This is a genomic window from Acinetobacter cumulans, from assembly GCF_003024525.3.
In the GTDB taxonomy this organism is placed as follows: domain Bacteria; phylum Pseudomonadota; class Gammaproteobacteria; order Pseudomonadales; family Moraxellaceae; genus Acinetobacter; species Acinetobacter cumulans.
Genome location: NZ_CP035934.2, coordinates 3,223,690 through 3,243,872 on the forward strand (window position 1 = coordinate 3,223,690; position 20,183 = coordinate 3,243,872).

Below are 20,183 nucleotides of genomic sequence, written 5' to 3' on the forward strand. Positions count from 1 at the left end.
TTATTTTTGGAAAAAATTATGCTTGCTAAACGTATTATTCCTTGCCTCGATGTCGACAATGGTCGCGTAGTAAAAGGTGTTCAATTCCTTGATATTCGTGATGCAGGCGATCCAGTAGAAGTAGCGCGCCGTTATAACGAACAAGGCGCAGATGAAATTACTTTTTTAGACATTACTGCCACCTCAAATGGCCGTGACACGACTTACCGTACCGTAGAGCGCATGGCTGAGTCTGTATTTGTACCACTGACTGTAGGTGGCGGTGTACGTAAAGTGGAAGATATCCGCTTACTGCTCAATGCAGGTGCTGACAAAGTTTCAATTAACTCTGCAGCCATCTATAACCCAGAATTTGTACAAGAAGCCTCTCAACGCTTTGGCGCACAGTGCATTGTGGTTGCTATTGATGCCAAAAAAACTGGCGACAATAAATGGGAAATTTTTACCCACGGTGGCCGTAAAGAAACAGGCATTGATGCCATTGAATGGGCAGTTAAAATGGCAGAATTTGGCGCGGGTGAATTACTCGTGACTTCAATGGATGCCGACGGCACTAAAGCTGGTTATGACCTTGCCCTCATGCGTCAAATCAACGACCGCGTGACGATTCCAACCATTGCATCAGGTGGTGTTGGTAATTTACAACATTTAGCAGATGGCATTATTCAAGGTGGTGCAGATGCGGTATTGGCAGCCTCTATTTTCCACTTTGGTCAGCATACCATTCCTGAAGCGAAAAAATATCTTGCAGAACAAGGTATTGAAATGCGTCTTTAATTGACTGCATAGCAACAAATATGATTAAAAGAGCATCTATATAGATGCTCTTTTTTTTGTCCATAATGTACTTAGACACCGCATTATTTATTACAAGCTTCGGTAGCTTGATCTTATTTGGCCTCGTTGCTTATGGGCTTAAAATGAGCCAAAACACACAATCTATCATCATCCTAGTGATGATCTGTGGTTTTATATACATGTATTTATTTGGCTTAGACCTGTACCGTGAGTCAAAGTATCAAAAAGCCTTAGATACACCACTAAAAAATTATACTTGTGCCATTTTTGTGAGACAAATTCACTTCAATATAGGGCGCAAGCAACAATATGAAACTGCATTTCAATTCAAAACTCCGAATTCTAAATTTTTAGAATTTAATGGCGATCCGATTGCATTCAAGCATATTGCACAGTTGCAAACTTTGCAGGCTGGTCAAACTTATTGTTTTCATTATGCAAGTCAAATTCATGATTGGAATGGACGTTTTATTTTGACTGAATTACATCCATTCGCATTACTAAAATCAGAATAAAAAAAAGGAGCCTTTTCGGCTCCTATAAACCAAGAAAAACTACAGCACTTGGTTAGTGAATTTCAATATACGTCAATCTAAAATGCAGTACATTTTCGATAATAGGATTATAAAAACACTCAACTTAGAAATATTGACAATATTTAAGCAATTTATTGACCAATCACGACAAAACGATATTTTTAGACACCATTCGTCGTCTTTTCGGCCTAAGAGCGTAGCTCTTCAACAGCGACCGCCTTTTTATCTGCGAGCTGAACAGGAAAGAAACGTGTGACCGCTTGATTTAAAGCTTTTGAAAGTAACGCTGGCAAGGGAATACCTAAAGGATTCTTCTCTTGTAAATCTGGTGATGAGATCACTCTGGTACCCAACAGATAATCAAACCAAGGTTTGGTCACACACCAATTGGCATCCTGATTTGAGTTCATGTGGTGGTCATAGTGCCACGGAATTTTTTTCATCGCCCAATCTGGCTCTAAGTGTGCACGGCGATGGATATAGTAATAATTACCTGCAGCATACAACACGGCAAGGCTCATTCCTTTAGATACAGGATAAAACAAAGGTGCAAATACACCTACAGCAACTGCCAAAGACATGACTTCATTTTTTGTACGCCAATTTTTTAAACCTTCGACATAGCCATAATCTTCAAAAGCAGTTTTTCGTACTTCACGATGATGCTCCCAATGCGATTTCATATTGCTTGGTGATGGGCTCCAGCGTGGCTTGCCTGTGCGGTGAGTGCCATGCAAAAGATACTTATGTGCAACCCACTCAAAACCATTAGCAACCACGAGGCCCACAAGAAAACCTTTTAACATATATGCAACCTCCGATCTTTTATCTCACTATAAGCAATCAAAAAGGCTAGATATTGACCATGTTTTTAAATATCATTGACAAATTACGACAAAACCAAGAATAAAAAATGCAGCACCTTAAAGATTATACTGGCACTGTGTATGGTGGTCTCGGGCATTTGCTCTATACGTTTTATGAGCAACAACAGCTAGAGATTCCTTCCGCCTTGACTCAAGTTCAAAACCTAGAACGTTTCGACTATTCGGTTTGGCGCGATTTACTCAACTTACTCAATGAACAATTACAACGCCCTGCACTCGGGCTAGAAATTGCCAATGCCGTACAGCCCAAACATTTGGGCATTATTGCCTATATCGCCATGTCCTGTGCCAATTTAGGCGAGGCGCTGTATCGTTATCATGATTTTCACCGTCTGGTTTATGATGGCTCTCCCTTAAAAGTCGAAGGCTTAGGCGCGTATTTATCCATTTGTTGGTCAGAGTTGCCACCGAATATGTCCAACCAACTCACCGATGAAGTCGCGATTGCATTAATGGTTGGTTTTTTAAAGCATTTTATTAATTTTGAAGATCTGCACATTCATGAAGTACATTTTAGGCAACCTGCACCTAAGCATGTGGCCTTATATGAACAGTTTTTCCGTTGCAAGGTCCGCTTTTCTCAACCGAGTTCACAAGTACTTTTACCCATCGAAGAGTTGTCTCGCCCGTTTTCACACAGTGATGACACCCTGCAACAGCTCTTAATTCAACAAGCGCAAGCCTTACTGGAAAAGCTCCCCAATATCACCCAAACGGATAAATATTTACAGCAAGCCATATTAACAGGCTTACAAAAAAATCAATTTCAGATTGAAGATATCGCCCAGCAATTGCATATTTCTGTGCGCCAACTACAACGCCATTTACAACAACAAGGCAGCACCTATCAACAGCGTATGCAACAAGTACGCTGTATGTTGGCCGAAGAATACTTAAGAGATCCACATTTGGGCTTACATGAAATTGCACTATTACTCGGTTATTCCGAACAAAGTGCCTTCCAACGTGCCTTTAAACAGTGGCGTCATGTGACCCCACTACAATGGCGTCAACAGGTGCAATAATCACAACATAAGCTCCGTTTATCTTTTGATTATTGTGAAGTGAATCACATTTTGATAAATATAATTCAGGCAAAACTCCACGCCGTCATACAACAAAAAAAGGATCTTTGGAGCACAACATGAATAAATATATTGCGGAATTAATCGGTACATTTTGGCTGGTGTTTGGTGGTTGTGGGAGCGCAATTTTTGCCGCTACCTACCCTGAACTCGGTATTGGATTTGCAGGCGTTTCTCTGGCTTTTGGTTTAACGGTTTTAACCGGGGCTTATGCACTAGGTCATATCTCTGGAGGACATTTTAACCCTGCCGTGAGTATTGGCTTATGAGCAGGTGGTCGCTTCAATACCAAGGACTTAGTGCCTTATATCATTGTACAAGTGATTGGTGCAGTCTTGGCTGCATGGGTGCTTTACGCCATTTTCAGTGGTCAAGCGAACTTCGCAGGAACAGGTGGATTTGCTAGTAATGGTTTTGGCGACCTTTCACCCAACAAATATTCGATGATGTCTGCACTGATCATTGAGGTTGTTCTCACTGCAATGTTCTTAATCATTATTATGGGTGCAACTGACAAACGCGCACCTGCAGGTTTTGCACCCATTGCTATCGGTTTAGCGCTCACCCTTATTCACCTCATTAGTATTCCTGTGACCAACACATCGGTAAACCCAGCACGAAGTACAGGTGTAGCACTGTTTGCAGAAACCGCCGCACTCAGCCAACTTTGGCTGTTCTGGATTGCGCCTATTGTTGGTGCTGTCATTGGTGCGGTCATTTATCGAGGCATCGCACAAGATGAACCTTAAGCAACACTAAATGCCCACTATACCCATAAAAATGCCCGTCATAGTGTGGGCATTTTTGTGTAAATTTAGCAGCGTTTATAAAAAAGGATTTTCGACTTCACCCGCCTCTGCACGTTGAATTTTTTCGGGTAAATTCACCTCAGCTTCTAAGGCTTTTACAACATCGTTTAACACTGCTTGCAAAGCTTTAGCCGCAGCTAACCCTGCTTGATCTTTGGTCAATTGTAAGTTGCCATAAAGATTGACGCAATCAAGGTCATTTTCTAAAGTCAGATCATGAATTGCGTGTGATTCTGTGCCATTTTCATAAGGCTTAAACATGATTATCTCGCTTTTTATTGATCATATCGTTGTTATATTGCCATGCCTTCGACATGGCCCTGATTTATCCTAAAGCAAGCACATTATTTCAACAACTGCAAAATATACTGCAATAATGTTTCGATCAGCTGACTAATGATCGCATCTTGTGTACTGCTGTTTTGCCCTGTACCGCTGTTCGCGTCCGTACTACTATTTGTATTAGATACATTTGAACCACCAGCAGACTTAAACTGGTTTTGCATCGCATTTAGCTTGTCAGTTGCAACATCTTCTGCACATTGGCTTTCTGCATCCCAATGTGAATAAGCAAATTGGGTGTTGGCTTTTACTCCAGCAGCGGTCAAAGGCAGTTTGTAAGTATTGCGCTTTTGCTCTTCAGTCAACTGCGGAAATAAATTAATGCCGAGTTGTTCTTCTAAATAGCAAACACTCACAACTTTCACCTGTAGCGAATTGTCATTCGGTGCATAGTAAGCACCGATCGTACCCGTTTTAGGTAAGTAGATTGCCTTATAGGTTGCCGTTGGAACAATCACCCCATTACCAATGGTTTTTAGTTTCTTCGCAGCAAATACTGGCCCAGTAACGACATACACATCTTGCTTTTGCTTTGTCACAATAGCGCGGGTCGCTTCTTCTAATTCACGCCAAACCTTTTGGTTATTCTTTGGCGCTTGAGGCACCATGTTGGCTAAAGAGAAACTGTCAAACTGCGATTCTGTGTTTGGCATATCGGCATTGGGTGCCATGTGGCCACGATCATAACCCGATGCTTTGTAATCCGATAAAGTCGCGCGGTGTGCACGATCTACGCGCTCTTCTTCATGAAAGCTATCTTCACGCGGAATTTTTTGACTTAAACGAGAAGATGTTAAAGCTTCCGCCACCCACAACGGCGTTTTAGACACCCCTGAATACATGACGTTCAAACCATTAAAACATAATGGATAACTGTGCTTATTCAAGCTGTCTTTCATTAAATAAGGGGGCACATCACGGTAAAACTGATCTAGGCATGCGCTATTTGAACCTGAGCCTGTATTAGACACAAACTGCTGAATTTTTTCTTGTCCAAATGCAATGGCAAAACTCCCTGCAGCAACCACACCCAAAATCGCTTTCACCCCATTTTGGTTGAATAATTGGGAAAGAACACCACCAGAACTACTTTTCTTTTTTGCCATTGCTACAACGATTACTTAAAAACAGATTATTTTTCTGGAGCTTAACAAGGGTAAGTCCGCCTGTATATGTAATCGCAATAGCATTGATGAAGTTTTATGCAAACATTGTCTAACAATTCACCAGATGATGTAACAGTTTGTCGCGCTTCTATATCAGTTTCATACAAGTCTTGACGTGATTCAGTATGTTTCATTGAATAAAGAACTTTGGTTATGACATGGTAAGCCTACTTAAAATTCGAAGAATCGATTATTGGAGTCATTATGTATTCTAAACTTCTAGGCCTTGGCCTGATTGCTGGTCTTGCTAGTGCATCTGTATTTGCCGAACCTGCTGTACAGCCAGGTGAAACTTTGGAAAGCTTATCTAAAGCCAAAATTACCACCACAGTAAATGGCCAACCTGGCTCCTTAAATGAATTAATTGCAAGTGGCAAAATCCAACCGATTACGACAGCACCTGCGCAAGGTGCTGACAGCACAGTGACTGAAAACACACCCGCAACCCAAGCCGAACCCACTGCAGAGGCACCATTAAATCCAGCCAATGCTCAGGCGGAACTTCCTGACCCAAACGCTGAAGCACAGGCTACACTTTCATCCTCTGCTGATGCACCAGTGAACCTAGAAACGCCTGTACAAGCCACCCCAAATGCTCCAGCAACAGACGAAGCGTTGCAAGCAGCACCTGAGCAACCTCAGATTAATGAAGATGCCTTTGCCCAATAAAATAAAGGTGGCATTAAAAAACCAGAGCAAAGCTCTGGTTTTTTTATTGCTGATTACATATCAAATTTCAATTTGACTGCCCAACTCCACCACACGATTGGTTGGAATCTGATAGAAGTCACTGACTGGACTGGTATTCCGTTGCATTGAAATAAACAGTTTTTCTCGCCACGGCGCCATTCCCTCACCCAAGGTATGAATAATACGATCGCGTGAAATGAAGAAGCTGATTTGCATCAGATCAAAATCAAAACCTAATTGCGTATATGCATGTGCTAAGGCCTGTGGAATATCAGGTTGATCTTTAAAACCATAGTACATAAAAATACGATAGAAACGATCATCCAGTTTTTCTACCTTAAAACGCTCCGCTTCAGTCACATAAGGAATGTCTCGAGTGACCACAGTCACCATCACATTACGCTCATGTAGAACCTTGTTATGCTTAATATTGTGCAACATTGCATGAGGCACAATATTTGGCGTTCCTGTTAAAAACACAGCATCGCCAGGGACAAACTTGGTTTCGTCACTAAAACCAATACTCTTAATAAATAAGTCGATTGGCAAGGCATCTTTGGCTAAGCGATTTAACACTAACTCGCGACCATCTTTCCATGTCATCAAAATAGTAAACAGCACTGCACCAATCATGATTGGCACCCAACCGCCCGACAGAATTTTTAATGATGTTGACGCGACAAACACCAAATCAATCAGCAAAAATGGCACCGCAAATAGCGCCACTTTCCACACGGGCCAACGCCATAGGCCATAAGCCAAAACTGAAATCAGAATCGTGCCACAGAGCATCGTCATAGTGACGGCTACACCATAAGCGCTGGCTAAATTGGCACTATTTTCAAACAGTAAAATCAGGATCAGAACCGAAATAAACAATGCCCAGTTAATAAATGGCAAGTAAATTTGGCCACGTTCCACATCTGAGGTATGACGTACTGTTAATCGGGGCAAATAGCGTAATTGAATGGCTTGGTTCACCATTGAAAATACACCCGTGATCACAGCCTGCGAAGCAATGACCGCAGCGGCCGTGGCTAAGCCAATCATCGGATACAGGGCCCACTCAGGGATCAGCATATAAAATGGATTGGCCAAAGCTTCAGCATTACGTAACAGTAGCGCTCCTTGGCCTGCATAGTTAAGTAGCAAGCAAGGTAACACCACAATAAACCACGCTAAACGAATCGGTAAACGCCCGAAATGCCCCATATCTGCATATAAAGCTTCACCGCCAGTGATGGTTAAAATCACAGCACCCATAGTCAAAAAAGCCACATAAGGCTGATTAAATATGAAACTGAGTGCCCAATAAGGATTGGCCATTAACAACACATGTGGCGTTTGAATCACGCTCCACAGTCCAAACACCCCAATGGATAGAAACCATGCCAAGGTAATTGGTCCAAAGAATTTCCCCATTGTTCCTGTGCCATGTCTTTGAACCAGAAACAGCCCTGTCAAAATACCAATGGACAATGGCACTAACCATTGATTGAACATTGGCGTTGCAATGCTGAGGCCTTCAATCGCAGAGAGCACAGAAATTGCAGGTGTAATGATCCCGTCGCCAAAAAATAGCGAAGCACCAATAAAACCTAGAGCAATGAGATAAATCTTTTTATTGTCATTGATTAGTGTGGTACGTAGATTTAAGGCCAAAAGAGACATAATGCCCCCCTCGCCGTTATTGTCTGCGCGCATAATAATCATGACGTATTTAAAGCTGATGGTGAGCATCATGCACCAGAAAATCAGCGATAGAATACCTAACACGGATGCTTCTGAAATGGCTAAATGTGCAGTAAGGAAACACTGACGCAGTGCATACAGCGGACTGGTCCCAATATCACCAAACACCACGCCGAGTGCTGCTAGGGTAATAGCGGGCAATGCGGCTTTTTGTGCAGTACTTTGCATATTATGTGTCTTCAGTTTAGACAGTATTTTCGCGCATCATATCACCATAGAAAAAGTTTTTCTCTAAATCAATTGTTTCAGCTTGGCAGTCCCATTATTTTTCGCTATTATCCTCCGCGCAATAAGGTGAAGTGTCCGAGTGGCTGAAGGAGCACGCCTGGAAAGTGTGTAAACGTTTATAGCGTTTCGAGGGTTCGAATCCCTCTTTCACCGCCAGAATTTAAAATCCCTAAATGGTTTCATTTAGGGATTTTTTTATGCCTGATAATAAGCGAACAATAAAAATCAAAGCTATCCCCAGTAAAATCAATACACTCAACCACCCAAATCATCCAGCCCAAGCTTATCAATACTGTTTTAATGCTCATTACTCAACTTGGCACATATTTAGCTTCATACACATGCAATAAAAGCTATGTTATGTTTAAAACATCACTAAAAAACAAGGCGCTAATTAACCCATAACATTTTATCTAGGCTGAAACAAAGACACTGCAGCATAAAGCAAGTACCCAAAACCCTGCTATTTTTTGGAGTTAGCATGAATAACAGTGCAAATAACTACGCCAAACAAATGAAAAATGCCAAACGTGGAGGCTATGTGCCGACCATCGCCAAGGATGTGAATAAACATAAAATTCAAAAAGCCCTCAGACTGATCGAACAATGGAGGCAACTGGCCAACGAACTTAAGCCTCAAATGCAGTTAGATATGGCCTTTACGCTGGAAGAATGTGCCCAAGACCTCGATAAAATCCTAAGACAAAAATAGCCCCTAATCCCTCTTCATGCCTTGCCATAACCCGATCTGATTGGGTTATGGCCATAATATTTAAAATTAAAATTCGATTGGCTATTTTTTGGCTTGCAGCTTCAAAAAAAATCTGTAGAATGCAACCCATAATGCCGGCATAGCTCAGTTGGTAGAGCAACTGACTTGTAATCAGTAGGTCCACAGTTCGAATCCGTGTGCCGGCACCATTATCTTAGCCTCGCTTTTTAGTGAGGCTTTGATGTTTCTGGGCTTTGTATTTTTACACCTTTCTTGCCCACGCAAAACATACTGCAAACCTAACTATTCAAGCATCTTCAATATGTGCACTATGCGTCTTTTAGACGTCTTTACTCGCACTAACCTGTACATAGTGAACCAAGCCTTCTTCAAATAAAGTACGGCATAATTTTGCTGTCATTTGAATTTTAAACTGCGCTAAACCTTGTGCTGTCATATTTGAATTTAAAAGGTGATGTGCATACTGTGCAAAGCCCGAAAAAACCTGCATGCTGATATTTTCGATCTGAATATTTTTAAATTCAAATTGCTTCAAACTTTCTTGCAAGCTATTTACTGTTGGTAATTTTCTTATATCAACATCGGCCGCCTTTAACAAAGCACGATAACGTAATTGTTGCATCGCATTTAAATTCAAAAATTTCTCATCCACAATTAAATAATGAAAGCCCAAACGGCCTTTTGAATTTAAAACGGAAGTTGTGGATAACAAGAATGAATTTAAATTGCTGTGATACGCAGCATCAATGCACATCACAACATCGAAACATTTTTTTGGAAAGATTGAATTTAAATTCAAAAAAGAATCAGCAAATATTTCAATATTTGCGGTGGCTATGTGTTTTGAATTTAAAACGTTTTGAATACATTGAACACAAGCCTCTTGTAGTTCAACAGCTTTGATGGATGCAACCTGATACTGTGTATGCCAATGCCAAATACTCGCACCCTGACCGCAGCCCAAATCTAAGACCTGATCATTGGCTTGTAGTTTTAAGCTCTGTGCTAAACGATCTGCGAGTGCTTGGCAAGCCTGCGGATAAGGATCATCCACGGCCTGCCAATAGCCTAAATTGCTCCAAGCCAACAGTGCATCATCACCCAAAAACTTTGCATCAATGGCATATTTATGGCGTGGAATATACTGTTTAATGCTGTGAAGCCACTTCATAGATTTAATAGCCGAGTTGCGGTGCAACCTCTACTTTAGGTTTTAAGCCTACAAACGGCAATGGTGCACCCAAAATTTCTGCAATATGCATAGCTGAGGTTACTGCAGATTCTAAAATTGGCAATCCATCACAAGACCATGAGCCACAGAAAAATACTTTACGGGCTGCGCTCATGTGACGTTGTTGCAATTGCTTATTTAATGCGACTGTTTTTGAATCAACAACCGCACGTGTCAGCGTCACGGTTGAAATCACTTTTTTAGGATCAATATCCGTGACTGGACGCCAAGTTTGGAACACTGGCGTTTTACCAACCAAACTCGGTTCAATCGAATTCAACCATACCGTAAACTGCTGACGGGTAAATTTACGGTCCATCATATAACTGAGTACAGACCAATCTTTACGCTTTGGTGGCATCACACTACTGTCAGTATGAATAACCAATTCACCTTGCTCAAACTTAAATTGTTTTAACAACGCAATATCTTCAGCAAACTGAGTTGGCTCTAAAAACTCTTCAATTTTAGTTGTTGGCGTTGCCACCACCACACGATCAAACAACATCTGCTGAGCTTGCGTATTTTCGACCAGAACTTTTTCACCCTGCTCTTGTACCTTGGTAATAGCTGAACCACTCACTACTTCAATATTTTCGATTAGCTTAGTTACCAAAGCTGAAGTGCCCCCCTGAATACGCAGTAAGGCATCACCATCCGTCAATTGGCGTAAAAAAATCAATAAAGGTTTGGCTGGCCAATCCCCAATGGTCTTCGGATTGCAGGTACAAATGGTATACAGCACAGGCATCACCGCACCATGCCAAAACACTTCTTCAATATCATTGCGGTTAATAAATTCCGCCAAGGTAATGTCTTGATCCTTCGATTTAAAGAATTTGCTCAGCGCAGTTTTCAGTTGCAACATACCTTTGACCAAACGCCAACCGTACTGCTGAATACCTTTACGGTTATTAATGATTGGAATATTGCCAATACGCGTGCGCGAAGTCGTCAACCATGTTTCAGTTTTGTCTTCAAATAACCAACTGCATGCCATATAGGTACGCACTGGAAAAGTAGGAATACCCAAATGAGCAGCCAGACTGAGCGTATTTTTCCATAGATGCGGATTCATAACTCTTAAAGGTGCATCAATAATGCCACCTTCAAATTCAGTACTGTGACTATCCATACCACGCCCAGGAAGTGCTTCAAAAATTGTAATGTTATGTCCTGCATCTTTCAGAATTCTTGCGGCAGCAAGACCAGCCATGCCGCTGCCGATGACTGCGATATCCAATCTTCTATTCCATATTTGAAATTTTATAAAATTATGACCCATGCCAGCAGAAAACAAGTTATTAAAAACTGCCAAATTCTGTTGTTTTCAGCAGATGCCAGATCAAAGTAAACAAACATCGCGTTAACATTTCTTAACATTATAAAATCTAGCAAATAAGTTCATGAATTCACTTAATTTTATGCAATTTAAAATAAAAAACCTTATAAAAAAACAATATAGTTTAACCATTTCTTAAAATTTCGTTTTACTTCGCTACCTGTTCTCGCTATCATTCGAAGCATATAAAAATGATAACTGTGTCACATATTATCATTCTAACAGTACGTGTGATGACGACAAAAAAAGAAAATACAGCGCAAACGATAAAGCCCCTGAATTCATTCAGGGGCTTTTTTTATGCTTGAGTATTATGTGTAATCGCGTCACCAGAACTTAGGCCTGAACCGGAATTTCACCAAATTTTCCTTGGTTGAAATCGTCAAATGCCTGCACGATTTCTTCTTTGCTGTTCATCACAAATGGACCATAACCTTGGATAGGCTCATTTAAAGGTTCACCTGTTAAAAGCAAAAATTTAGTATCTTGATAGGCCTGTAACTGAATCGCTGTTTCACCATCTTTAGCAAACATCACAATCGAGCTGTCCATCACTTTTTGTGTACCATTGACCAATACTTCACCATTCAACACCACCAAAATCGTGTTATGGCTAGCAGGAACAGTTAAAAAAGTTTCATATTCTGCTTTGAGCTCACCATCCCATACATTGACGGGACTATAAGTTAATGCAGGACCATGATGACCACCAAATTCACCCGCAATGACCCGAATATGACCTGCACTCTCATCCATCTCAATACGTGGAATCTCGCCCGCGGTTAAACCTTGATAGCGTGGCGCGGTCATTTTGTCTTTGGCCGGTAAATTAATCCAAAGTTGTACCATTTCAAATAAACCACCCGCCTCAGCAAATGCAGGAGAATGAAACTCCTCATGCACCACACCCGATGCTGCAGTCATCCATTGCACATCACCCGCTTGAATTGTGCCACCACCACCGCTGGAATCTTTATGTGTTACTTCACCTTGATAGGCTAAAGTGACCGTTTCAAAGCCACGGTGCGGATGCGAACCTACACCATGTTGAGCAGTAGTCGGATCAAAACGATACGGCGCAGCATAATCCAACAGTAAAAATGGACTAATTGCCTGTCCCAAACGGTCATAAGAAAACAGGTTTTTCACTGGGAAACCATCACCCACCCAATGCATGTTTTGATTGCGATAAACGCCTACAACTTTTTTCATCTTTTAACTCCTATATATGCGATAGGATGAACATGGGAGCTATCTTATTCTTTTGCTGCTCCGCTTTATAGATGCATAGCAATATTCATAATCTTAAAAATGAGATAATTTAATAAGCTTTATCTTATTATCTAGAATTATTTAGTGAATTTTTACCATACTTTACAAATAATCCTATTTATATGATTATTTTTCCTATCTACCGCCCTTACATTGTCATAATAATAGAACTAATATAAAAACCGAAATATATATCCCCACACACGTCTTTGCATTCCCTCAACACTGTGCAAAACACCAAAAAGGACATAGAAAATGACTAAACCTTACGTTCGTTTAGATAAAGACAACGCTGCGGTTCTTTTAGTTGACCATCAAACAGGTCTACTTTCTCTAGTACGTGATATCGATCCAGACAAATTCAAAAATAACGTTCTTGCTTTAGCAGCAGCTGCTAAATATTTCAACCTGCCAACAATTTTAACAACAAGTTTTGAAGACGGTCCAAACGGCCCGCTGGTTCCTGAACTAGTAGAAATGTTCCCAGATGCGCCTTATATTGCCCGCCCAGGCCAAATTAATGCATGGGACAACGAAGATTTCGTTAAAGCAGTAAAAGCAACTGGCAAAAAACAATTGATTATCGCTGGCGTAGTCACAGAAGTATGTGTTGCTTTCCCGACACTTTCTGCACTTGCTGAAGACTTTGACGTATTTGTTGTGACCGATGCTTCTGGCACATTCAACCATTTGACACGTGATTCTGCATGGGATCGTATGTCTCAAGCTGGCGCACAGCTCATGACGTGGTTTGGTACAGCTTGCGAATTACACCGTGACTGGCGTAATGACGTAGAAGGTTTAGGAGCACTATTTGCGGCGCACATTCCAGACTACAAAAACTTGATCCAAAGCTACGTGAAAAACACCACAAAATAATTTATTTTGCGGACAAGAAAGCGGTCTTTTGACCGCTTTTTTTATATCTATAATACTTATACTATGATTTTATCCATGCGCTTGATTCAAGCGTGTTCATTTTCATGATGCATTTTGCATTTCATTTGCCCATGGAGCCACGATGCATTCATTTGATGATTACTATTATTTTTATCTTGTCGTCAAACACGGCGGATTCAGTGCAGCCAGCGAAGCGTCTAACATTACCAAATCCAAATTGAGCCGTCGGATTTTAGACTTAGAAGCCCAGTACAATGTCACCCTCATCCAGCGTTCTACCCGTCATTTTAAAGTCACACCTTTAGGCCAAGAACTGTATGAGGAATGCATTAAACTAATCCAACAGGTCGACTGCGCCAACAATGTCTTGCTGAAACAAAAAAGTGAACCTCAGGGCTTAGTTAAAATTAGCTGTCCGTCGGTGATGATGCGCTATCAAATCCGTAGCCTACTGAACAGTTTTTTGTTGCAGTACCCAATGGTACAAGTCGAAATGGAACTCACCAGTCGCCGTGTCGATGTTTTACATGATGATATTGATCTGGCCATCAGAACCAATTTTCAAGCCAATGAAGATTCCAGCATTGTGGTCCGCGACGTTGTTAAAACCACGCACTGCCTTGTGGCAAGTCCGGCCTTATTGCAAGGACGTACTTTGCAATTCGCGACCGAAATCAGTGAATTTCCAAGTATTGTATTGGGCACACAAAAAAACCATTACCAATGGACACTCCACCATCAGCAACACGATGAAGAGTTGGTTATTCCATTAGAACCACGGGTCAAAAGCAATGATTTGGCAGGTGTGTATTATTCTGTTTTGGATGGTTTAGGCATTGCAGACTTACCCTACCTGACCGTTGAAAAAGATATTGCTGAAGGACGCTTGGTCCATATTTTGCCAGAGTGGTGCTCAAATGTTGGGACGGTACAGCTGGTCTATGCATCACGTAAAGGACAACGTTTAGTCATGGAAAAACTGATTCAACACTTGGTCGACGGCTTGCGTGGTCAAGCCACTCAAAGCCAAGGCTATCTCAACTAAAATGGTGTTTATCAGAACTAAAAAAACCGGCAATAATGCCGGCTTTTTTATATTTTAAACTTAGATTTTACCTACTAAGTCAATTGAAGGAGCAAGTGTTGCTTCACCTTCTTTCCATTTTGCTGGGCAAACTTCACCTGGGTGAGCGTGAACATATTGAGCAGCTTTTACTTTACGAAGTAATTCAGATGCATCACGGCCAATACCACCCGCATTAATTTCTACAATTTGGATTTTGCCGTCTGGATCGATGACAAAAGTACCACGGTCTGCAAGACCATCAGCTTCAATCAGTACATCGAAGTTTTTAGACAAAGTCCATGTTGGATCGCCAACCATTGGATATTGAATTTTTTTGATTTCTTCAGAAGAATCATGCCAAGCTTTGTGCGTGAAATGTGTATCTGTTGATACTGAGTAGATTTCTACACCCATGCTTTGGAATTCAGCATAGTGATCCGCAAGATCGCCTAACTCTGTTGGACATACAAATGTAAAGTCAGCAGGATAGAAGAAAACCACAGACCATTTGCCTTTCATATCTTGCTCAGATACTTCAACAAATTGGCCATTTTGGTAAGCTGTTGCATTAAATGGTTTTACTTCTGTATTAATCAAACTCATTGTGTATTCCTCTTCAATCATTTCAGGGAGTGCTTATCTGTTGAAGCTAGAATACGAAAAACATCTAAATAGGTAAAACTGTTCTTTTTTATAAAAACAATCGAATATTTCGATTTATTGTTTCTCTAACGACCTTCAAGACTATCTCATTTTCCGATATCAGCCTAAATCAGACTGTCTGATCGAATCCCATGCCGAACGCGCCAATTGCTCTTGATACTGTAGCGGTGAGCTTTGCACACGACCTGAAAGCCATGCGCGGCAGTAGCTCTCCGTTGCACCAATCACCAAAGAAAATAGCAATTCATAAGGAATATGCTCCAACACGACACGGTCCAATTGCTGGTCAATCCAAAGCAATAAATACTGATTGCGTTGCTGATTCTGTTGCTCAATATCGGTTTGGGTTACTGTGTTAAAACTGCTACGCGCTGTATATAAAAACCGTGCGAACTGTGGATGCTGCACAGTCCAAGCAATATAGCTGTGTATTAAAACCGCAATACCTTGTTGTATCCCTTGCGCATCATGTAAAGCATGCATACGTTGCTGACTTTGATCTTGCAGAGCCGCAAGATAAAGTGCACGGACAATCCCTTCTTTGTTTTTAAAATGATGATAAACCGCCCCCACACTGGCACCAGAGTGTTCGCAAATCTGTTCAATTGTAGTGGTTTCAATGCCTTGTTCTAAGAAACAATCTAAGGCTTGCGCCAAAATTTGACGTTTAAGTAACGCTCTTTTTCCTGAGTAAACCCGTTCCAGCAAGTCTTGTTCGTACATCGTTGCACCCATCTATAGCCCAAGCTCATCATAATCGGTTTATGGCAATTTGAAAGTGCTTGCGCGTCATCCAAGTCATTTACAGAATATTATTCTGTTTTTAAAGTAAAGAAAAACAAATGAAGGACAAGCCGAATGAGCCAAGCACTGAAAATATGGGAAACACTGGAAAATAAACCCGCAGGGAAATGGACTTTTTCTAAAATGCTGTGTTTGAAAGCACCTTATTTCAGCAGTATTTCACCGCTGTTTGAACAGCTTCAGCCCAGTCTTTGCATCATCCGAATGAAGAAGCATCGTGCCGTACTCAATCATTTGGGTACAGTCCATGCCATCGCCATGTGCAATATGGCAGAACTCGCTGGTGGGACCATGACCGATGCGACAGTACCCAGCACACACCGCTGGATTCCAAAAGGCATGACGGTCGAATATCTGAAAAAAGCCAAAACCGATTTAACTGCCACTGCAACCCCAGTACAAGCAAATTTTGTCTGGACAAATAGCAGTGAATATTTGGTCAATGTCGAAATTACCGATGAAGCACAACAGCCTGTATTCCGTGCTGTCATTACCATGCAGGTCTCTGCCAAAAAATAATGTCGAGTACAATGACATAAAAAAACCGCCTACTACAGGCGGTTTTTTATAACGATTTTTCAGACTTAAAACGGAAGGTCGTCATCTAAATCTGCAGGTGCAGCCGCAGGTGCCGCTTGTGGTTTTGGCGCAAATGCAGCTGGATTGTTATTACCATAACCATTTGATTGGTTATTGTTAAAACCACCTTGCTGAGCACCACCATAGCCACCTTGACCGCCTTGGTTAGCATTACCATAACCGCCCTGCTGGCCGTAACTACCTTGCTGACCGCCATTATTGTTGTTAAAACGTGGCTGTTCAAAACCTTGGCCTTGTTCGCCTTGCTGACGGTTATTGTCTAGCATTTGCATTTGTTCGCCACGAATTTCAGTCGTGTAGCGCTCTTGACCATTTTGGTCTGTCCACTGACGCGTACGTAGTGAACCTTCGATATAAACTTTTGAACCTTTGCGTAGGTATTGCTGTGCAATTTCGCCTAAACGATTGTGCAATACAATACGGTGCCATTCTGTTTGTTCTTTACGTTCACCTGTATTTTTATCAGTCCACGAGTCGCTTGTTGCAATTGAGAACTGAGTCAAAGAGCCGCCATTTGGAAAAGTTTTGGTTTCAGGATCACGACCTAAAGTACCAACTAAAATGACCTTATTTACACCACGCATCAGACGTATTCTTCCTATTTGTTTCTATTATTTACTTTATAAGAGTTATGCTTAAATGGCTAGCTCTTTCCCGAACAACTGCGTTAAGTGTTGTCGCGCTGACTCATCTATGAGCTGCTTATCGACTTTCACATACGCCACTTGCTGGTCGGCCATTACCACGACCTCTTCAATACCACGAATTGCTAAAAGCTGAGAAGTCCATTCATCTGTTTCTTTGCCCTCAGGCAAACGAAAAACCATTGAAGATAAATAGCGTGGCTGTGCCAAACCAAAGCTAATCAATAGCCAAAGAATAGCGATCCCAGACAAAATGCCCCAGCCCATCGCAGTATTTTGCATTTGAAGTAACTGCCCACCCAGCATGCCTCCAAAGAAAGCACCCAAAAACTGACTACTGGCATTCACGCCCATTGCTGTCGCTTTAGACTGAATAGGCGCAGCTTTAGATAGCCAAGACGGTAACAATGCTTCCATGACATTAAAGGCGATAAAGAATAAACCTAAGCCTGTAAGCAAGATGTATTTGGATTCAAAACCAAAGATCAGCACCAATAAGCCTAAAATAATCCCACCAATGGCGGTAAGAAAAATACCGCGCATTTTGCGATATTTTTCCGCCAAAATAATACTTGGGAATGCAAAAAATAGGCTAATAACCAGTAATGGCAAGTACACCAAACCATGACTCGATAACGGGATTTTTGCAAAATCAATCAGCTGCGATGGCACATAAATAAACATCGCTGTGAGCAATAAATGCAATGAAAATACCGATACATGCAGACGGTTGAGGTCTGGCATTTTGAGTACTTCTTTGAGCTGTGTGAGATAACCTTGCTGAAAATTTCGATGATGACGCGTTACTTTCGGCACCAGCAAAAGCATAGAAATGGCAGCCAAGCCCATCACAGTTGTGACCCAGAATAGACCTGAAATTCCCACCAAGCTGGTGAGCCACGGCCCTAGGCTAAATGCCACCACAAAGGATAAGCCAATGCTCATCCCCATGACCGCCATTGCTTTGGTGCGTTGTTCCTCTCGAGTGACATCCGCCAAAAGCGCCATCACCACTGCTGATACAGCACCACCGCCAGCAATCGCACGACCAATAATGACACCGTAAATGGTTTCAGACATGGCCGCTACAGCACCACCTAAAGCAAAAAGCAATAGACCAATCACCACCAAAGGCTTACGGCTATAGCGGTCTGCAATTAAGCTAAATGGAATTTGTAAAATCGCTTGGGTTAAACCATACACCCCGACCGCCAAACCAATCAGCGCAGGCGTTGCATATTGATAAGACTGCCCCGCAACTGAAAATACGGGGATAATCATGAACAAACCCAACATGCGCAATGCAAAAATACTGCTTAGGGCAAAGGTTGAGCGACGTTCTAAGGCATTCATCATATCAATAAGCGAAAATTTAAAAGAAAAACTGGTGCAACTATCGTACATCATTCCTGCCACCAATGCAGATGTATTGATGACTCAAGGGCAATAAAAAAGGGCGCATGACTGCACCCTTTTCATTGTATTGGTTTTTCTTAAATCAAACTTAACCGAGTTGTTCCTGACGCTTTTTGTACTGAATTGACGCGATGACCGCCCAAACAATAAATGCCACACCAATCAAGCCTGTAACCACTTCTGGGATGTGTACACCTGTACCGCTGGCAAGCATAATGAATGCTAAAGCGCCAATCGCATAATGCGCACCATGTTCAAGGAAAATATACGCATCCAAGGTGCCTTTATCGACCAAGTAAATCGTCATTGAACGTACAAACATCGCACCAATGGCAAGACCAAGCATAATGATGACTACATCTGAGGTAATCGCAAATGCACCAATCACACCGTCAAAGCTAAATGATGCATCTAAAACTTCAAGGTAAATAAAGCCACCAATGCCGGCTTTAATCAGACCTGTTGGTGCACCATTTGCGTCATGACCAATAGCATTGCCATTTTCATCTACTTCTGGCTCGCCACCCAATAAGTGACTTAAAACTTGCACGCCAATATAAATCACGATGCCCCAAATACCGGCCATCGTCACAACTAAGCGTTTGCTTTCATCCACATTGGCTGCCATGATCAATAGTGCAATCAATGCAATAAACACAGACATTGCAGGAACATTGGCCAAGTTTGCTAAACGACGTTCAATCCACTTAAACCAGTGGGTATCTTTGCCTTCATCCAAAAAGAAGTTTAAAAACACCAACAGCAAGAATGCGCCACCAAAGGCTGCAATTTCAGCATGATGTGCCATCAACTTTTCAGAATAGTGCGTTGGATCATTTAACGCCATATTCACCACTTCAAGCATGCCCATATCTGCGGTCACTGCCACAATCACAATTGGGAACACTAAACGCATACCAAATACGGCAATCACAATACCCACCGTCAAGAAAATCATTTTCCAAAAATGATCCCAACCTCGTAGGACGGATGCATTGACGACAGCATTATCAAAAGATAAAGACACTTCCATCACTGCCAAAATCGCAGTAATGGTCAGTGCAGTAATCATGGCTTGTACGCCTGCATTGGGTCCGTGGTTGAACCCCCAATATGCAGAAATCGCTAAACACACGATTGTAAATACAATAGAGAAACCAAAATGTTTCCACATAATTCAATCGACCTAAAACAAGTATTTGAATACATAAAAGTTAGT

The 20,183-nt window shown here is 41.6% G+C and carries 20 protein-coding genes, 2 tRNA genes and 1 pseudogene; 11 read left to right on the top strand and 12 right to left on the bottom strand.

The features are described 5' to 3' along the window. Positions 1–18: 18 nt before the first annotated feature. A complete protein-coding gene (gene hisF / locus C9E88_RS15160) occupies positions 19–777 on the top strand; it encodes an imidazole glycerol phosphate synthase subunit HisF (protein ID WP_106984252.1) in 759 nt (252 codons plus the stop codon). 143 nt (positions 778–920) lie between these two features. Further along, positions 921–1,313 (top strand): hypothetical protein, encoded by a 393-nt coding sequence (locus tag C9E88_RS15165; protein ID WP_137287907.1) that lies wholly within the window; start codon positions 921–923, stop codon positions 1,311–1,313. A 209-nt stretch (positions 1,314–1,522) separates the two neighbouring features. On the opposite strand, the gene C9E88_RS15170 is transcribed toward C9E88_RS15165, so the two are convergent. Then, positions 1,523–2,140, bottom strand: coding sequence for a sterol desaturase family protein (locus C9E88_RS15170; RefSeq protein WP_106984250.1), 618 nt, complete (start codon positions 2,138–2,140; stop codon positions 1,523–1,525). Between the two features lie 107 nt (positions 2,141–2,247). Between C9E88_RS15170 and C9E88_RS15175 the strand changes: the two genes are divergently transcribed. Together C9E88_RS15175 and aqpZ are read left to right on the top strand one after the other, a co-directional pair. After that, positions 2,248–3,246, top strand: coding sequence for an AraC family transcriptional regulator (locus C9E88_RS15175; RefSeq protein ID WP_106984249.1), 999 nt, complete (start codon positions 2,248–2,250; stop codon positions 3,244–3,246). A 119-nt stretch (positions 3,247–3,365) separates the two neighbouring features. Then, a pseudogene (gene aqpZ / locus C9E88_RS15180) lies at positions 3,366–4,055 on the top strand (aquaporin Z). A gap of 75 nt (positions 4,056–4,130) precedes the next feature. Here aqpZ and C9E88_RS15185 read toward each other — a convergent pair. Together C9E88_RS15185 and C9E88_RS15190 are read right to left on the bottom strand one after the other, a co-directional pair. After that, entirely contained in the window at positions 4,131–4,376 is a 246-nt protein-coding gene (locus C9E88_RS15185; protein ID WP_106984248.1) for a hypothetical protein, read from the bottom strand. A gap of 83 nt (positions 4,377–4,459) precedes the next feature. After that, a complete protein-coding gene (locus C9E88_RS15190) occupies positions 4,460–5,563 on the bottom strand; it encodes a DNA/RNA non-specific endonuclease (RefSeq protein WP_106984247.1) in 1,104 nt (367 codons plus the stop codon). A gap of 264 nt (positions 5,564–5,827) precedes the next feature. Here C9E88_RS15190 and C9E88_RS15195 point away from each other — a divergent pair, with 264 nt between their 5' ends. Continuing rightward, complete coding sequence (locus tag C9E88_RS15195; RefSeq protein ID WP_106984246.1) at positions 5,828–6,292, top strand: hypothetical protein; 465 nt, start codon at positions 5,828–5,830, stop codon at positions 6,290–6,292. 60 nt (positions 6,293–6,352) lie between these two features. Here C9E88_RS15195 and C9E88_RS15200 read toward each other — a convergent pair whose 3' ends face one another. Next, positions 6,353–8,233, bottom strand: coding sequence for a potassium transporter Kup (locus tag C9E88_RS15200; RefSeq protein ID WP_106984245.1), 1,881 nt, complete (start codon positions 8,231–8,233; stop codon positions 6,353–6,355). 125 nt (positions 8,234–8,358) lie between these two features. Here C9E88_RS15200 and C9E88_RS15205 point away from each other — a divergent pair. The 3 genes from C9E88_RS15205 to C9E88_RS15215 all read left to right on the top strand — a co-directional run bounded on the left by C9E88_RS15205 (position 8,359) and on the right by C9E88_RS15215 (position 9,214). Next, a tRNA-Ser gene (locus C9E88_RS15205) sits at positions 8,359–8,449 on the top strand. A gap of 325 nt (positions 8,450–8,774) precedes the next feature. Next, on the top strand, positions 8,775–9,005 hold the full coding sequence (locus tag C9E88_RS15210) for a hypothetical protein (RefSeq protein ID WP_106984244.1): 231 nt from the start codon (positions 8,775–8,777) through the stop codon (positions 9,003–9,005). A 133-nt stretch (positions 9,006–9,138) separates the two neighbouring features. Next, positions 9,139–9,214 (top strand) — tRNA-Thr (locus C9E88_RS15215). Between the two features lie 131 nt (positions 9,215–9,345). Here the strand turns inward: C9E88_RS15215 and C9E88_RS15220 are convergent. The 3 genes from C9E88_RS15220 to C9E88_RS15230 form a co-directional block, all read right to left on the bottom strand. Further along, on the bottom strand, positions 9,346–10,197 hold the full coding sequence (locus tag C9E88_RS15220; RefSeq protein ID WP_106984243.1) for an SAM-dependent methyltransferase: 852 nt from the start codon (positions 10,195–10,197) through the stop codon (positions 9,346–9,348). Positions 10,198–10,201: 4 nt separating this feature from the next. Continuing rightward, a complete protein-coding gene (locus C9E88_RS15225) occupies positions 10,202–11,500 on the bottom strand; it encodes an FAD-dependent oxidoreductase (protein WP_194229665.1) in 1,299 nt (432 codons plus the stop codon). A 435-nt stretch (positions 11,501–11,935) separates the two neighbouring features. Then, complete coding sequence (locus C9E88_RS15230; protein WP_106984241.1) at positions 11,936–12,811, bottom strand: pirin family protein; 876 nt, start codon at positions 12,809–12,811, stop codon at positions 11,936–11,938. A 315-nt stretch (positions 12,812–13,126) separates the two neighbouring features. On the opposite strand from C9E88_RS15230, the gene ycaC reads away from it, so the two are divergent. Next, complete coding sequence (gene ycaC, locus C9E88_RS15235) at positions 13,127–13,750, top strand: isochorismate family cysteine hydrolase YcaC (protein WP_106984240.1); 624 nt, start codon at positions 13,127–13,129, stop codon at positions 13,748–13,750. A 142-nt stretch (positions 13,751–13,892) separates the two neighbouring features. Next, positions 13,893–14,816, top strand: a complete 924-nt coding sequence (locus C9E88_RS15240; protein WP_106984239.1) for a LysR substrate-binding domain-containing protein — start codon at positions 13,893–13,895, stop codon at positions 14,814–14,816. A 60-nt stretch (positions 14,817–14,876) separates the two neighbouring features. Here the strand turns inward: C9E88_RS15240 and ahpC are convergent, their stop codons facing one another. After that, positions 14,877–15,440 carry an alkyl hydroperoxide reductase subunit C gene (ahpC, locus tag C9E88_RS15245; protein ID WP_106984238.1) on the bottom strand — a complete coding sequence of 188 codons (564 nt, stop codon included), beginning with the start codon at positions 15,438–15,440 and terminating at the stop codon, positions 14,877–14,879. A gap of 159 nt (positions 15,441–15,599) precedes the next feature. Beyond that, positions 15,600–16,223 (bottom strand): TetR/AcrR family transcriptional regulator, encoded by a 624-nt coding sequence (locus tag C9E88_RS15250; RefSeq protein ID WP_106984304.1) that lies wholly within the window; start codon positions 16,221–16,223, stop codon positions 15,600–15,602. Positions 16,224–16,358: 135 nt separating this feature from the next. Here C9E88_RS15250 and C9E88_RS15255 point away from each other — a divergent pair, with 135 nt between their 5' ends. Beyond that, complete coding sequence (locus C9E88_RS15255; RefSeq protein ID WP_106984237.1) at positions 16,359–16,823, top strand: hotdog fold domain-containing protein; 465 nt, start codon at positions 16,359–16,361, stop codon at positions 16,821–16,823. Between the two features lie 65 nt (positions 16,824–16,888). Here the strand turns inward: C9E88_RS15255 and ssb are convergent, their stop codons facing one another. The 3 genes from ssb to C9E88_RS15270 all read right to left on the bottom strand — a co-directional run bounded on the left by ssb (position 16,889) and on the right by C9E88_RS15270 (position 20,138). Then, a complete protein-coding gene (gene ssb / locus C9E88_RS15260; protein WP_106984236.1) occupies positions 16,889–17,488 on the bottom strand; it encodes a single-stranded DNA-binding protein in 600 nt (199 codons plus the stop codon). Between the two features lie 51 nt (positions 17,489–17,539). Continuing rightward, positions 17,540–18,904 carry an MFS transporter gene (locus C9E88_RS15265; protein WP_106984303.1) on the bottom strand — a complete coding sequence of 455 codons (1,365 nt, stop codon included), beginning with the start codon at positions 18,902–18,904 and terminating at the stop codon, positions 17,540–17,542. 148 nt (positions 18,905–19,052) lie between these two features. Then, positions 19,053–20,138 carry a DUF475 domain-containing protein gene (locus C9E88_RS15270; protein ID WP_106984235.1) on the bottom strand — a complete coding sequence of 362 codons (1,086 nt, stop codon included), beginning with the start codon at positions 20,136–20,138 and terminating at the stop codon, positions 19,053–19,055. Positions 20,139–20,183 lie beyond the last annotated feature (45 nt).